Annotated in this window: 10 protein-coding genes and 1 pseudogene; 3 read left to right on the forward strand and 8 right to left on the reverse strand. The window is 65.3% G+C overall.

The genetic code is table 11. The features are described from left to right. Window position 1 precedes the first annotated feature (1 nt). The 3 genes and pseudogenes from ACFJGT_RS25445 to ACFJGT_RS25455 form a co-directional block, all read right to left on the reverse strand. Window positions 2-776 (reverse strand): annotated as a pseudogene (locus ACFJGT_RS25445) (enoyl-CoA hydratase/isomerase family protein). After that, window positions 773-2,365: an acyl CoA:acetate/3-ketoacid CoA transferase gene (locus ACFJGT_RS25450; protein ID WP_377844146.1), complete on the reverse strand. Its 1,593-nt coding sequence runs from the start codon at window positions 2,363-2,365 to the stop codon at window positions 773-775. The pseudogene ACFJGT_RS25445 and the gene ACFJGT_RS25450 overlap by 4 nt, the downstream one beginning before the upstream one ends. A 25-nt stretch (window positions 2,366-2,390) precedes the next feature. Beyond that, window positions 2,391-3,443, reverse strand: coding sequence for a LacI family DNA-binding transcriptional regulator (locus ACFJGT_RS25455; protein WP_377844148.1), 1,053 nt, complete (start codon window positions 3,441-3,443; stop codon window positions 2,391-2,393). Between the two features lie 166 nt (window positions 3,444-3,609). On the opposite strand from ACFJGT_RS25455, the gene ACFJGT_RS25460 reads away from it, so the two are divergent. The 3 genes from ACFJGT_RS25460 (at window position 3,610) to ACFJGT_RS25470 (ending at window position 7,189) form a co-directional block, all read left to right on the forward strand. Beyond that, the gene (locus ACFJGT_RS25460; protein ID WP_377844150.1) at window positions 3,610-4,773 is read left to right on the forward strand and encodes a dihydrodipicolinate synthase family protein; all 1,164 of its coding nucleotides are present in this window, start codon (window positions 3,610-3,612) and stop codon (window positions 4,771-4,773) included. Window positions 4,774-4,787: 14 nt separating this feature from the next. After that, window positions 4,788-5,936: an acyl-CoA dehydrogenase family protein gene (locus tag ACFJGT_RS25465; RefSeq protein ID WP_377844153.1), complete on the forward strand. Its 1,149-nt coding sequence runs from the start codon at window positions 4,788-4,790 to the stop codon at window positions 5,934-5,936. An 872-nt stretch (window positions 5,937-6,808) separates the two neighbouring features. Next, window positions 6,809-7,189, forward strand: coding sequence for an MOSC domain-containing protein (locus ACFJGT_RS25470; RefSeq protein WP_377844155.1), 381 nt, complete (start codon window positions 6,809-6,811; stop codon window positions 7,187-7,189). A 583-nt stretch (window positions 7,190-7,772) separates the two neighbouring features. Here ACFJGT_RS25470 and htpG read toward each other — a convergent pair. From htpG to ACFJGT_RS25495, 5 genes are all read right to left on the reverse strand, one after another. Continuing rightward, complete coding sequence (gene htpG, locus ACFJGT_RS25475; RefSeq protein WP_377844157.1) at window positions 7,773-9,650, reverse strand: molecular chaperone HtpG; 1,878 nt, start codon at window positions 9,648-9,650, stop codon at window positions 7,773-7,775. A gap of 446 nt (window positions 9,651-10,096) precedes the next feature. Continuing rightward, window positions 10,097-12,535, reverse strand: a complete 2,439-nt coding sequence (gyrB, locus tag ACFJGT_RS25480) for a DNA topoisomerase (ATP-hydrolyzing) subunit B (RefSeq protein ID WP_377844160.1) — start codon at window positions 12,533-12,535, stop codon at window positions 10,097-10,099. A gap of 281 nt (window positions 12,536-12,816) precedes the next feature. Continuing rightward, window positions 12,817-14,655, reverse strand: coding sequence for a DNA helicase RecQ (gene recQ, locus ACFJGT_RS25485; protein ID WP_377844162.1), 1,839 nt, complete (start codon window positions 14,653-14,655; stop codon window positions 12,817-12,819). Window positions 14,656-14,848: 193 nt separating this feature from the next. Next, complete coding sequence (locus tag ACFJGT_RS25490; protein ID WP_377844164.1) at window positions 14,849-15,202, reverse strand: hypothetical protein; 354 nt, start codon at window positions 15,200-15,202, stop codon at window positions 14,849-14,851. A 5-nt stretch (window positions 15,203-15,207) separates the two neighbouring features. Continuing rightward, window positions 15,208-15,822, reverse strand: a complete 615-nt coding sequence (locus ACFJGT_RS25495; protein WP_377844167.1) for a LysE family translocator — start codon at window positions 15,820-15,822, stop codon at window positions 15,208-15,210. Window positions 15,823-15,865: the final 43 nt, after the last annotated feature.

Raw genomic sequence — 15,865 nt, forward strand, 5'->3', positions numbered from 1 at the left:
CTCATTCTCCCCGATAGGTCGGCGTGCGCTTCTGCTGGAAGGCGGAGACGCCTTCCTTGACGTCGTCGGTATAGGAGACGAGCGAGCTCGCCAGCGCTTCCATGACCGCGCCGCTATCCTCGTCCTCGGCAGCATTGATGAGCTGCTTGACGACGATATTGGCGACCGGGCCGCGCTGGCAGATGCGTTCGGCCATGGCCTGTGCCGCCGCGAGCGCGCCGCCCTTCTCGACGACCTGATCGACGATGCCGAGCGAAAGCGCCTGCTCGGCGGTGACGATCTCGCCGGTGAGTGCAAGGCGCCGTGCGACCTGCCCGCCCAGGCGGTTTACGAGACGCTGCGTGCCCGACCAGCCGGGAATCATGCCGAGCCCGGTTTCGGGTAGGCCGATCTTGGCCTGAACCTCGCAGACGCGGATATCGGCGGTGACGGCGAGTTCCAGCCCGCCGCCGAGCGCATGGCCGTTCATCGCGGCGATGACCGGCGGCTTCATGCGCGCCAGCTTGTCGAAGACGCGGTGGCCGGAGCGCACCCAGCCCTGACCCATCTCCAGCGGAGACAACCCCGCCCCAGGCGACGATGTCGCCGCCGGCGCAGAAGGCCTTGCCCTCGGCCGTAAGGATGACCGCGCGCACCGAGCGGTCGGCATCGATGGCGTCGGCGAAGCGGCCGAGCAGCCCGACCATGACGTCGTCGAGCGCGTTGAGCTTTTCCGGTCGGGCGAGCGTGATCGTCGCGATGCCGGCGGCGATATCGAGGCGGACGGGATCGCTCATGCCGCCCTCGCCGGAACTTCGAGGCCGATCAGCGCCTCGTTGAAGAGCGCAGCGTCCATCAGCTTCGGCGGCTTGGGCACCAGCAGCGGGAACTCGCTCTGGCTGAGGATATCGCGCTCCAGATCGACGCCGGGCGCGATCTCGGTGACGACGATGCCCTCCGCCGTCAGCTTCATCACGCAGCGCTCGGTGACATAGGTGATGTCCTGGCCCTGGGCGATCGCACGAGGCCCGGAGAAGGAGATGTGCTCGACCGCCTCGACCAGCTTCTTCACCTTGCCTTCCTTCTCGATGACGAGCTTGCCATCCGCGATCGCGAGCTTGGCGGCGGCGCTGAAATAGCCGGAGAAGACGATGCGCTTGGCGCGCGCGGTGATGTCGATGAAGCCGCCGGCACCCGCCGTGACATGCGGGCGCACGCCGAGCTTCGAGACGTTGACGCAGCCCTGCCGGTCGATCTGCAGGAAGGAGAGCAGTGACATGTCGAAGCCCGCGCCCTGAAAGTATGTGAACTGGTAGGGGGAGGGCACGATCGCCTCGGCATTGGAGGCGCAGCCGAACTGGAATTCGAGCAGCGGCACGCCGCCGACGGCACCCTGCTCAATCACCCAGGTCACAGCGCCGTGCTGGCCTTCCTCAATCAGGATGCGCGGGACATTGGCGGAGATGCCGAAGCCGATATTGACGGCGTCGCCATGGCGCAGTTCCTGCGCGACGCGGCGTGCGATCACCTTGGCGACGTCGAAGGCCGGGGTCTCGAAGCTCGACAGCGGCCGGCGCACCTCGCCGGAGATGGCGGGGTCGTAGACCGTCTGCGTCGTCTGCATCTGGTCGGGCGCCACCACGATGGCATCGACGAGGATGCCGGGCACGAAGACGGCCTGCGTGTTGAGGCTGCCGGCCTCGACCACGCGCTTCACCTGCGCGATGACGATGCCGCCATTGTTGCGCACGGCCAGCGCCTGATCGAGCGGCCCGAGCAGGCCGCCCTCATGCTCGTAGGAGAGGTTCCCGCGCTCGTCCGCCGTGGTGGCGCGGATGATCGCGACCTTCGGCACGATGCTGCGGAAATAGAGCCAGTCCTCGCCGTCGAATTCGACGCGACTGACGATCGGCTCGGCCATGGCGCGCGCGTTCATCGCGCAGCCCTGATGCTTGGGATCGACGAAGGTATCCATGCCGATCTTGGTCAGCACGCCCGGACGCTTGGCGGCGGCCTCGCGATGCATGTCGAACAGGATGCCGCTCGGAATGTTGTAGGCCGGGATTTCGTTGCCCGTGACCATCTTCCAGATCGCAGGGGGCTCGGCCGAGGAGGGGCCGGACGGGTAGGAGCCGCCCATGATCCGCGCCAGCAGGCCGGGCTTGGCGATGTGGTCGACGCCCTTGACGCCCCACATGTCGCCGGCCGCGATCGGATGCAGCGTCGTCAGGTTGCGCGGGTGGCCGGAAGCCTCGAAGCGCCGGCCGATTGCCGTGAGAACCGCATCGGGACAGCCGAGGCCGGAGGAGGAGGAGACCGTGACGATCGCCTCGTCCGGGATCAGGGCGGCTGCTTCGTCGGCGGAGAGGATGCGGGGGAAGGCCATGATCTCTTGTCTCTTCGGAAAGGGTTCAGCCGGCGGCGGCGAGTGCGCGCTGGTAGGCGCCGCAGGATTCGCGGATGACGAGATGGGCGGGGCCGATGAAGCTTTCCGGCTCCGCGGCGGGATCGTTGATCTGCTTGAGCAGGAGGGCTGCTGCGCGCTCGCCGAGGCCGACCGGATCGACCGCGACGGTGGTCAGCGCCGGCGAGACATGGCGCGCCTCGCTGGTATCGTCGAAGCCGACGATCGCGATGTCGCGCCCGACGACGAGGCCGTGCCGCGCGGCGGCGAGCATGGCGCCGATCGCTGTGACGTCGTTGTAGCAGACGACCGCGGTCGGCCGGTCGGCGAGCGAGAGCACCGCGCTCATCGCGCTGAAGCCGCCGTCGCGGGTCGGCATGCTCTCGAGGTTGAGCGCCGGATCGACGCTGCGGCCGGACGCTTCCATCGCCGAAAGGAAGCCACCATGCCGCTCATGCCGGACGACCATCGAATGCATGCCGCCGAGAAAGGCGATGCGCTCATGGCCGAGATTGATCAGGTGGCGGGTGACCCGGCTGGCGCCGAGGAGGTTCTCGGGCACGACGATGCTACCATCGGCGCCGGGCAGGCGGCGGATCGCGACCAGCAGCGCAGTTCCGGCCGCCTTGGCCCAGTCGAGATGCTCGGGCCGGGTATCCAGCGCGGGGCAGAGGATGATGCCGCCGGCGCCGTGCTCGCGCATCATCCGCATCACCTGCTCCTGCCGCACCACGCTCTCGGCGGTGTTGGCCATGAAGGCGACATAGCCGGCCATCTGCAGCACCTTCTCCACGCCGATGGCGAACTCCGCGAAGAACGGGTTGGAGAGGTCGTTGAGGACGAGGCCGACGATGCGGGATTGCGCGTTGCGCAGATTGGCGGCGCCGCGATTATAGACATAGCCGAGCCGGTCCATGGTCTGCAGTACGTGCTGGCGGGTCTCGGGCTTCACTGCGCCGCGGCCGGTGAGGACGAGCGAGACCGTCGATTTCGAGACGCCGGCGGCGTCCGCGATCTCGATGATCGTCACCTTTCCCTTGCTGCCTTGCGGCTGCGGCATGGTTTCGTCCCTGATGCGCGTGGCGCTGTTCTTTTCTTGGAACGTTCCATTATCAGTGAGTGGATCGATGCGCAATATGTCTCTTTCAAAGCCTTTATTGCCTCTTTATAAGGCTGGAAACGCGTTTCATAATTGGAACGTTCCAATAAATTCACAGGAGGAAGCGATGGTCGAGATCAGCCTGCCCCGCATGGATGGCAGCAGCGAGCGCTACAGGCTGGCGCCGCCTTCGCCTTTCCCGCAGACGGCCAAGGCCAACGGCGTCCGCACCGTCTATGCCGCCGCCCATGTCGTCGCCGACCCGCTGAAGCTGGTCGATCCCTGGCGCGAGCCGGCCGTCGATTGGGATGCGACGCTGGCCTTCCGGCGCCATCTCTGGGGCCTCGGCTTCAAGATCGCCGAGGCGATGGACACCTCCCAGCGCGGCATGGGGCTGGACTGGCAGAACGCCGCCGAATTGATCACCCGCGTCCTTGCCGAGGCCAAGGCGACGCCGGGGGCCGATCTCGCCTGCGGTGCCGGCACCGACCAGCTTGCTCCGCAGGATGCGCGCAGCCTCGACGATGTGATCCACGCCTATGAGGAGCAGATCGGCCATATCGAGGAGCATGGCGGCAAGATCATCCTGATGGCGAGCCGCGCGCTCTGCCGCGTCGCGAAGGGGCCGGAGGATTATCTTGCCGTCTATGGCCGCCTGATCCGCCAATGCCGCGGCAAGGTGATCCTGCATTGGCTCGGCGAGATGTTCGATCCGGCGCTCGCCGGCTACTGGGGCAGCCGCGATTTCGAGCCGGCGATGGAGACGGTGCTCACCCTGATCCGCGAGCACGCCGGCAAGATCGACGGCATCAAGATCTCGCTGCTCAACGCCGGCAAGGAGATCACCATGCGCCGCCGCCTGCCGGCGGGCGTCGTCATGTATACCGGCGACGACTTCAACTACGCGGAGCTGATCGGCGGTGACGAGCAGGGCTTCTCGCACGGTCTGCTCGGCATCTTCGACCCGATCGCGCCGGCTGCGGCCGCGGCCTTCGCCAGGCTGGAGGCGGGTGACCGCGCCGGATTCCATGCGATCCTCGACCCCACCGTCGCGCTCTCGCGCCGGCTCTTCGAGGCGCCGACGCAGCATTACAAATGCGGCGTCGTCTTCCTCGCTTGGCTCAACGGCTTCCAGAGCCATTTCCGCATGGTCGGCGGCGCTGAATCGGCGCGCGGCATCCTGCATTATGCCGATCTCTTCCGCCTCGCGGACCAGTCGGGGCTGCTGATCGATCCCGAGCTGGCCGCGCGGCGGATGGCACATCTCTGCGCCCTCAACGGCGTCGCCTGAGAGGAGGGCAGGTCATGCATGCGCCTCTGCTCGACGCCGAAATCTACGACCAAACCCGCGAGACCGCCCGGCGCTTCGCCGAGGAGGTCGTCAGGCCCGTTGCCGCCGATCTCGACCGTGACGAGACCTTCCCGGCCGAGATCTACCGCCAGATGGGCGCGCTCGGTCTGTTCGGCATCACCGTGCCAGAGGAGCATGGCGGCGCCGGTCTCGACACTTACGCCTACTCGATCGTCATGGAGGAATTGTCGCGCGGCTATGCCTCCGTCGCCGACCAATGCGGTCTCGTCGAGTTGATCGGCACGCTGCTGACCCGTTACGGCACGCCCGAGCAGCGCAAGCACCTGCCCGACATCCTCGCCGGCAAGACGCGCGTCGCCTATTGCCTGACCGAGGCCGAGGCCGGTTCCGACCTCTCGAACGTCCGCACTACCGCGCGCGAGACTGCAGAGGGCTATGTCATCGACGGCGGCAAGCTCTGGATCCACAACGCTCCCGCCGCCGATCTCGGCTTCGTGCTGGCCTCGACCGATCCGGCCGCCGGCCATCGCGGCATGAGCATCTTTCTGGTCGACCTGCATGCGCCGGGCGTCTCGCGGGGGCCGAAGGAGCACAAGATGGGCCAGCGCGCGAGCCAGGTCGGCGCGCTCTCCTTCGATGGCGTGACCGTCCCGCGCGAGGCGCTGCTCGGCCCGAAGGGGCGCGGCTTCCACATCATGATGAGTGTGCTGGAGAAGGGCCGCGTCGGCATCGCCTCGCTGGCAGTCGGCATCGCGCAGGCCGGATTGGAGGCGGCGCTGGCTTATGCCCGCGACCGGCGCCAGTTCGGCAAGCCGATCCTCGACAACCAGGGCCTGCAATGGCTGCTGGCGGACATGGCCAAGGATATCGCCGCCGCCCGAGCACTGGTCGAGCGTGCCGCGCTGCTGATCGACCACGGGAAGCCCGCGACCTCCGCCTCCTCGATGGCCAAGTGCTTCGCCAGCGACATGGCGGTGGCGCAGACGGCCAATGCCGTGCAGGTCTTCGGCGGTTCCGGCTATATGCGCGGCTTCGAGGTCGAGCGGCTCTACCGCGACGCCAAGATCACCCAAATCTACGAAGGGACCAACCAAATCCAGCGTACCATCATCGCGCGTGAGCTAATCAAGAACGGTGCCTGAGCCGGGGATGTCAGCATATCCCGAAGCGGAGGTTCCTAGGGCCCCTTCGGGCCATCTCTGGCAGCCCGCCCGCTTCATCACGCGCCCGGAAGCAGACCTTCCAGATGTCGGCTACGGGCCAGGATGTGCCTATCGCAGCAGCCCACCGTGTTCCTCAGACTTGCATGCGACGATGGCTGGGGAACCCCGGCTCAGGATGAACGGCAGTCCGATCGCCCGGCTACCGCAAGGCGCCACGGCCGGTGTCGAGGAAACGCCTGCCTGCAGCGTCTCAACCCGCTGGTTGGGACGATGAAGAAATCGCTCAACTGGAGCACACTGGCCGTTTTAGGATTCTGCGGAAGCTTGTTCCGCGCACTGTCATTCCGCGGATTGAAAACTCGTATCCGCGTCGCCAGCGCGGCATCTGGTTCCTCGATACGGACGGAGACAACCTACCGGCCCCGCGCGTGGTCGCTTGCGTGGCGTTCGGCATCTTTCGCCGGCACGCACGCATCGACGACCCTTGCTACGCTCGGCCGCGGTTTCCGAGCAGCACCAATTTCGAGAACCTATCCACTGGGAGCGCGTTTCGAACTATCTAGCGCAACGCTGGAAAAGCACTCGGGGACACTCACAATGACAAGGTTGATACTGGCAGGCGCGACCGGATGGATGCTGGCGACACGCCCCGAATTGCGGGAACGAGTGATCGGCGTTGCCCGAAACATCTTTCAGCGGCTCTCAGCACGCTAGGCAGCTATTGTCGGCCCATGCCTCTAAATCCAGCATCCTCACTCGCGCGGTTGTTTAACGCTCCTATCCGTGCCGGACAGGTGGTTTGGCTGGGCATCCGGCCGGGCCGCCGGGAGGACCTGGTTGAGCTTCCGAAAGTGGATTTCGACGTGACGAAAGGCGTGCTCGGAGATCGTTACACCCGGGCTCAGGGTGCACGTCAGGTCACTTTGATCCAGTCCGAGCATCTCGGCGCGATCGCCAGCCATCTCGGACGCGCCCAAGCTTTACCCGGCGACCTGAGGCGCAACGTCGTCACTCAAGGCATCAACCTACTCGCACTGAAGGACAAGCGGTTCAGGATCGGGACCGCGGTCCTGCAGACCACTGGCGACTGCCATCCGTGTTCGCGAATGGAGGAGATTCTCGGTATCGGCGGGTACAATGCCGTACGCGGACTCGGCGGTATCACTGCCCGCGTCATCGAGAGCGGTGCAGCCAAGCTGGGGGACGAGATCCTCGTCCACTGCGGAGACTAGCCGAACCGCGATCTACCCGCCTGCGGACTCCTTCAGCGTAGAATATCTCTCGATCTCCGCACGCAGATGCGCGACCGCGGCGTCGCCTCGCTTGAACTTCATACCCTTGCCGGGCTCGTCGAAAATCTCATTTCGCTTCGCAAGAGGCTGCCTGGCGAGCATCACTACCTCGCATCGTGCTTCCAGAGATCAGACCAAGTCGAGACCTCTTCCCCCGTGGAGGAGAGAGAATTTCATAGGCGGATTGCGAGGCGGGTAGGACATGGCCGCGCTATCGCAGATTCGGGTTAGGCTTTGCGATACGCGATCCGACCGTCGAGGAAATTTCTCACAAGAGATGGTCTTAGATTTATTGACACCTTGCAGGGACCAACGGCGTCACCATCTGGTTGTCCGCGCGGTGCCATCATGGCGCCCGCCTTCTCTCCAGTTGGATGCGTTGCCGCGCATGTTAACGGCCGCAACCGACAAGAGGGCAGCCAGTTTCCCGGCGATGGCCGGATCCGCCAAGTCCTGACAGATGTCAGAGGCCCGCCGTTTACCCGACGGCGGGCTTATTATTCTCCCGAGCTTCCCGGTGCGATTAACTGCCGAGGCTTCTCGCGATCACGCGGCCGAGCCGATCGGCGAATCCGCTCGCATCGGCTGGGCGCTCGCCGTCCAGGACGCGAGCGGTATCAAGGAGCAGGTGAGCGATGTCAGCGCGCAACGCATCCTCCTTCACCGCCGCGAGCGCCGTGACCATCGTATGGCGTGGGTTCACCTCGAGAATGGGCTTGGCTGCACTGTCGATGCGGCCGGCTGCGCTGAGCAGGCGTTCGAATTGACGATCCGGGCCCTGGTCGGACGCGACAAGGCATACCGCGCTTTCGGTCAGCCGATCGGAGGATCGGACATCCGCGACTTCGTTCGCCAAGGTTTCCTTCATCGAGGCGAGAAGGGATGCGATCTCCTCGCTTGTGTCTGATGAGAGTGGTGCAACACCGTCGAGAAGCGGAATCAGACCGAGGTCCGCAGCTCCTTGCGTTGCCGACTTGAAGGGCTTGCCTTCGAATTCAGGCGCTGCCGAGGCCCAGAAGCTGTCAACCGGATCGGAAAGAAGCAGCACCTCGATGCCACGCGCACGAAACCCTTCAAGCTGTGGCGAGGACGCGATCCGGCCGGCATCATCGCCGGCGATGTAGTAGATCGCCGTCTGGTTCTCCTTGAGGCTGCCAACATAGTCCTTGAGGCTACGCAAACCCTCACCTGAGGCGGTGGTCCGGAACCGCGCGAGGCCAAGCAGTTGTGCGCGGCGCTCGTAATCCTCGTAAAGGCCTTCCTTGATGACACCGCCGAAGTTCTCCCAGATCTTCGCGAAGGCGTCTGCGTCCTGGTCCGCGAGTTTGGTCAGATCGGACAGCACCCGATTGGTCACGCCTTTCTTGATGGCGCCGAGCAGGGGGCTATCCTGGATCATCTCGCGAGAGACATTCAGCGGGAGATCGGTCGTGTCGACGATGCCGCGAACAAACCGCAGGTAGCGCGGCATCAACTCGGCTTCATCCGTGATGAAGATGCGCTTCACATACAGCTTGATCCGCCCCTTGCGGTCGGCGTCGAAGAGGTCGAACGGGCGGGCGCCCGGCACGAAGGCGAGCGCGGTGTACTCGTGCAGGCCTTCCGCGCGAAAATGGATCGTGGCAGCTGGCTCGTCATATTGCCCGGCAACACCGCGATAGAAGTCGGCGTACTCCTCCTTCGAGATCTGTCCTTTCGGCTTGGTCCAGAGCGCCGCGCCGTCCGCAAGCGTTGTAGCCTCCGCTCCGGGCTTCTCAATCAGCGTAATTGGGACCGGGACATGGCCAGACTGCTCCCTGACAATGCGCTCCAACGTCCAGCGTTCAGCGTAGGTCTTGGCGTCGTCGAGCAAATGCAGCGTCACCCGAGTGCCGCGAGAGGGGATTTCGTCCTCCGCGACGGGCGCCACGGTGAACTCACCCTTGCCACTGGAGGACCAGACCCAGGCCTCGTCGCTGCCTGCACGACGGCTGACGACCTCGACTTCTCCCGCGACCATGAAAGCCGAGTAGAAGCCGACGCCGAACTGACCGATGAGCTGAGCGCCTTCCTTGCCCTCGGCCGCAGCGACGCGTTCCATGAAGTTGCGCGTGCCCGATCGGGCGATCGTCCCCAGAGCCTCGATCATCTCGTCGCGGCTCATGCCGATGCCATTATCCGCGATCACGAGCTTGGCTGCCTCGGCATCAGCGGAAATGGTAATCGCGAGCCTAGGTTCTTCGCCGAGAAGTTCCGGCTTGGCGATCGCCTCGTAGCGGAGCTTTTCGCAGGCGTCTGCGGCGTTTGAGATCAGCTCCCGAAGGAAGACGTCTCGGTCCGAATAGACCGAGTGAACCATCATATGCAGAAGGCGGGAAACGTCAGCTTCGAAGCTACGGTGCTCGGTGGTCGCGGCGGTCATCGATCGGTGTCCAAGGCCAGTGAGGGGGTTGGAACCGAATTTAGGGCGTGGGCTTCAACGGCGAAAGGGCGGGCTCACTGTGGCGACAAGGTAAGTTCCGCTGCGCTTGAAAAAGCGGCATGCGCTAGCGGGTCGGTAAGTTTCTAATTTTAAATTTCGGGTTGATGTCTTCACAGATGCGGGGAAAACCGGAAAAATCAATTCCAAGTATATATGAATGGACGAAAAAAATTCGCTCAACTAAAATAATACTATTTGGCAATCAGATTGGTCTCTAAAGCGTCGCCTATCGAGTCGAAGCGAAGAGGATATGTTATTCTCTACGCTTCGAGTGTAGGTGTCAGGTGAGGCGTCCCAAATCATTACTGTCCGGCTAAATGGTGCAGAATCCTTGTAATTGGGGGCGCTCACACCCCCGAAACTCGACAACACATACGTCGCGATGATCAGATATCGACCGTCGCGTTCAGCGCATTGGTCTGGATGAACTCGCGCCGCGGCTCGACGACATCGCCCATCAGCTTGACGAAGAGATCGTCGGCCTCGTCGTTCTGGTCGTTCTTGACGCGTAAAAGCGAGCGGACGTCGCGGTCGAGCGTCGTCTCCCAGAGCTGGTCGGGGTTCATCTCGCCCAGGCCTTTGTAGCGCTGCAGCGAGACGCCCTTCTTGCCGATGGTCGAGACCGCGTCGAACAGGTCGCTCGGGCCGTTGACCGTGAAGGTGTCGCCCTTGCGGCTGAGCATGCCCGGCTTCGCATAGGCTTCCTGAAGAGAAGTCGCGGCGGCGTCGAGCTTGCGTGCTTCGGCGCTGGCGAGGAGCCCGGCGTCGATCGTCGCCGCCTGCTTCACGCCGCGGATCATCCGCGAGAAGACGAAGCCGCCCTCGCTGACCTTGCCCTCCCAGCCGCGTTCCAGCTCGTCCGAGATCGCATCGAGCCGGCGCGCGACATAGGCCGCCGCTTCGTTCGCCTTGGCCTCGTCGTCTTCGCTGACCGGATGCAGCACGCCGGCGATCGCCATCTGCTCGACGACACGGCGGTCATAGCGCGAATGCAGTTGCGCCAGCGCGTTGCGGACGTTGCGGGCTTCCTCGATCAGGACGCGCAGGTCTTCGCCGCCGCGCTCGACGCCCTCGCTGGTGCGGAAGGTCGCGCCGTCCAGCGTCGAGTCGACCAGATACTGCTCCAGCGCCCGCTCGTCCTTGAGATAGACATGGCTCTTGCCGCGCGCCGCCTTGTAGAGCGGCGGCTGCGCGATGAAGAGATGGCCGGCATCGATCAGCTCCGGCATCTGCCGGTAGAAGAAGGTCAGCAGCAGGGTGCGGATATGGGCGCCGTCGACGTCGGCGTCGGTCATGATGATGATCTTGTGGTAGCGCAGCTTCGCCAGGTTGAAGCCGCCTTGGTCGGCCTCGGCGCGGCCGATGCCGGCGCCGAGCGCGGTGATCAGCGTACCCACCTGGTCCGACGAGAGCATCTTGTCGAAGCGAGCCCGCTCGACGTTCAGGATCTTGCCGCGCAGCGGCAGCACGGCCTGGTATTCGCGGGCGCGGCCCTGCTTGGCGGAGCCGCCGGCCGAGTCACCCTCGACGATGAAGAGTTCGGATTTGGCGGGGTCGCGCTCCTGGCAATCGGCCAGTTTGCCCGGCAGGGAGGCGATATCGAGCGCGCCCTTGCGGCGGGTGAGGTCGCGCGCCTTGCGGGCGGCCTCGCGGGCGGCGGCCGCTTCCGCCACCTTGCCGACGATGGTCTTGGCCTCGCCCGGATGCTCCTCCAGCCATTCCGACAGCGCCTGGTTGACGACGTTCTCGACGACCGGGCGGACTTCCGAGGAAACCAGCTTGTCCTTGGTCTGCGAGGAGAATTTCGGATCGGGCACCTTGACCGAGACGATCGCGGTCAGGCCTTCGCGGCAATCGTCGCCGGTGAGCGAGACCTTCTCCTTCTTGGAGATGCCGGAGCTCTCGGCATAGCCGGTGATCTGGCGCGTCAGCGCGGCGCGGAAGCCGGCGAGATGGGTGCCGCCGTCGCGCTGCGGGATGTTGTTGGTGAAGCAGAGCACGTTCTCGTGGTAGCTGTCGTTCCACCACAGCGCGACATCGACGGTGATGCCGTCCTTCTCCGAGGTCAGCATGATCGGCTTCTCGATCACCGACGACTTCGCGCGGTCGAGATAGCGCACGAAGGCCTCGACGCCGCCATCGTACATCAGCTCTTCGCGCACGACCTCGGCATGGCGCGCATCGGTCAGCACGATGCGGACGCCCGAGTTCAGGAAGGCGAGCTCGCGCAGGCGGTGCTCCAGCGTCTTGTAGTCGAAGTCGACGTTGGTGAAGGTCTCCTGCGAAGGGGTGAAGGTCACCTCGGTGCCGCGCCTGTCGCCCTGCGGGCCGACGACGGCGAGCGGCGCCACTGCGTCGCCATGGCGGAATTCCATGTAATGCTCTTTGCCGCCGCGCCAGATGCGCAGCTTGAGCGAGACCGAGAGCGCGTTGACGACGGAGACGCCGACGCCGTGCAGGCCGCCCGAAACCTTGTAGGAGTTCTGGTCGAACTTACCGCCGGCATGGAGCTGGGTCATGATGACCTCGGCCGCCGAGATGCCTTCCTCGCTGTGGATATCGGTCGGAATGCCGCGTCCGTTGTCGCTGACGGTGACCGATCCCTCGGCATTCAGCGTCACCGTGACGAGATCGGCATGGCCGGCGAGCGCCTCGTCGATCGCGTTGTCGACGACCTCGTAGACCATGTGGTGCAGGCCGGAGCCGTCATCGGTATCGCCGATATACATGCCCGGCCGCTTGCGCACCGCGTCCAGGCCCTTGAGAACCTTGATGGAATCGGCGCCGTAGTCGTCGGGCTGGGCGCTGAGCGCGGCATCGGTCATGAAGTGGTCCCTGTACGGGCGAGCGGGCGCCCGCGATGTTCCTGATTCGAAATCACAATATAGGGTCTGACGATGGCTTTTTCACGCGCCTACGCGTACGTGCGCGTATAGGGGTGGTTTCGTCCCCGAAATCGCGCGATGGAAACACGCCGTCATCCCGGGCGACCGAAGGGAGACCCGGGATCCATGCCGGAGCATTCCCGAAAAGGTTCAGGCATGGATCCCGGCTCTTCGCTGCGCTCCGGCCGGGATGACCTAGCGGACAACGAAAAGCTGTCCGCCTACCCTCGAAACTCCGAGATCGCCTCGACGAAGGCTTCGCCATACTGCGCGAGCTTGCGCTCGCCGACGCCCTCGATCGCCCGCATCTCGTCCAAGCCCAGCGGCCGCTCGCGGGCCATCGCGATCAGCGTCCGGTCGGTGAAGATGATATAGGCCGCGACGCCCTCCTCGCGGGCGATCTGGAGCCTGAGCTTGCGCAGATGCTCGAACAGGCCGGCCGTGCCCTCATCGAGCCCGTCGGCGCGGGCCGCATCGCGCTCGGAACGGCGGGAGCGCCGCTCGGCGAAGGGGTCGGCCCTGAGCGCGATCTCCTCGCGCCCGAACAGGATGTCCTCGCCCTTCGGCGTCAGCTTGAAGCCGCCATGCTCGATGCTGGCCTCAGCCAGCGCGCCGGCGGCGAAAAGCTTGCGCGTCAGGCCCATCCAGGCGGCCTTGGGCTTGTCGGCACCGACGCCGAAGGTCTTCAGGCCGTCATGGTTCTGGCGGCGGATGACCTCGGTCGTCGTCCCCGTCAGGATATCGGCGAGATGGCCGGCGCCGAAGCGCTCGCCCGAGCGGATCACCGCCGAGAGCAGTTTTCGCGCATCGAGCGTCGCATCCTGCAAGGCCGGCGCGTCTGTGCTGCACAGGTCGCAGCGGAACGGCGCGTTGCCATGGCGGCAGGTCGGCGTCTCCTCGCCGAAATAGGCGAGCAAGGCGCTGCGCCGGCAGAGCGCGTTCTCGCAGAGATCGATCATCGCGTTGAGGCGCTTGTGCTCGATGCGCCGGCGCTCGTCGTCGATCGGCTTCTCGTCGATCTGACGGCGCCGGAGCGACATGTCGTCGACGCCGTAGAGGGTCAGCGTATCCGCCGGCAGCCCGTCGCGCCCGGCGCGGCCGATCTCCTGGTAATAGCCCTCGATCGAGCCCGGCATATCGGCATGGACGACGAAGCGCACGTCCGGCTTGTTGATGCCCATGCCGAAGGCGATGGTGGCGCAGACGACGACGCCGTCCTCCTGCAGGAAGATGTCCTGGTTGCGGTTGCGCGTCTCCTGCTCCAGCCCGGCATGATAGGGCAGGGCGTTCCAGCCCTTTTCGCTGAGCGCGGTGGCCAACCGCTCGGTCTTGCTGCGCGATGAGCAGTAGACGATGCCGGAGCCATTGCGGTGCCGGCGCAGGAAATCGTCGATCTGCCGGCGCGGCTGCTCCTTCGGCGCGAAGGCAAGCTTCAGGTTCGGCCGGTCGAAGGAATGCACCACCATGCGCGGCGGCTGCGGGAAGAGCTGCTGGGCGATATCGGCCTGGGTCTGCCGGTCGGCTGTCGCGGTCAGCGCCGTCACCGACACGCCGCCCAAAGCTTCGCGCGTCTTGGCGAGCAGGCGATATTCCGGGCGGAAATCATGGCCCCATTGCGAGACGCAATGCGCCTCGTCGATGGCGAGCCGGGTCACGCCGAGGCGCTTCAGCCGCGAAACCAGCCCCTCGCCGGCCAGGCGTTCGGGCGAGACGAAGAGCAGCCTGAGATCGCCGGAATTCAGCCTGTCCCAGGCCTGCGCCGCCTCTTCCTCCGTATTCATCGAGTTGAGCGAGGCGGCCGATACGCCGGCCCGCACGAGCTGCCCGACCTGGTCGCGCATCAGGGCGATCAGCGGCGAGACGACCAGCGTCAGCCCGCCCGCGACCAGCGCCGGCAACTGGTAGCACATCGACTTGCCGGAGCCGGTCGGCATCACCGCGAAGACGTCTTCGCCATCGAGCGCGGCGGCGATCACCTCCCATTGGCCGGGGCGGAAATCGTCGTAGCCCCAGACGGATTTGAGGATCGCGCGGGCGTCTGATTCGCGGGATGGCGACATGGACAAGGGATGTGCCGCAGCCGGGCGCGCTTGGCCAGCCTTTCGAGGCCAAAGCCTGTGTCGATATCCCTCGGAACCACCACCGTCATCCCGGGCTTGCCCGGGGATCGATCGTAAGGCGCTGCGCTCTACGATGGATCCCGGATCTCCGCTTCGCTCCGTCCGGGATGACGGCGTGAAGGCTGGATGGGTTTCAGACTTTGACGGCCAGCAGATGGATCACGATCGCCAGAGCGAAAACCGCCGTGATCAGCTTGGACGGCCAGGGCTTGAGGTCGAACCAGATGAATTGCAGCGTGAGCCGCAGGCCCCAGAACGCGGCGCCCACCAGCGGCAGCACGGGGTGGACATTGCCCTGCCCGGCCAGCCAGATCAGGGTCGCGCCATAGGCCAGGAAGACGAAGATCAGCATCGCGTTGAGCGTCTGCGTGATCGCCGTGTTCAGGCTGCCTGAGGGTGCAAGCCGCTCCGGCCAGCCGAATAGCCGCCGGAACGCGGCATGGAACAGCGCGAAGCCGAGATCGATGAGGCCGGCCGCCAGAGCCAAGCCGCTCAGCTCCGCGTCGCGATCGCGGCGGCCGCGCCCGCCATCACGCCGCCGGTCGTCCGGTTGATCCAGCGCATCGCGCGCGGGCTGGCGACGAGGCGCCGCGCCCGGTCGGCCGCATAGGCATAGGCCATCAGCGTGCCCGTGATGATCGGGGCGATCAGCGCGGCGACCTCGACGAAGGCGAGCGTGCTCATCGCGTTGAGATCGATCACCAGCGGCAGGATCGACAGGAAGAACACCATGACCTTGGGATTGCCGAGCGTCAGCGCAATGCCGCCGAGGAACAGGCGCGCACCCTCGCCACGGGCGGCAGCGGAGGGCTTCGGTGCTTCGGCCGGCGCCGTCCAGGCCTTCCAGGCGAGATAGAGGAGATAGGCGCAGCCGGCATATTTGATCGCGACGAAGATGCCGTGGAAGCTCTGCATCAGCACGCTCAAGCCCAGCGCGGTCAGCGTGAACCAGACGAGATCGCCCGCGACGATGCCTGCGAGGAAGGGCAGCGAACGCTGGAAGCCCGAGGATAGCGAACGCGCGACCAAAGCCGCGATGGCCGGACCGGGCGAGGCGACGGCGAGGAAATAGACGCCGGCGAACAGGGCGAGGCTGGAGATGTCCATGGTCAAAGTCTCCGAGGATGATGGAGACTAGCAGGACCAGCGG

The organism is Allobosea sp. UC22_33 (assembly GCF_042700715.1).
GTDB lineage: Bacteria > Pseudomonadota > Alphaproteobacteria > Rhizobiales > Beijerinckiaceae > Allobosea.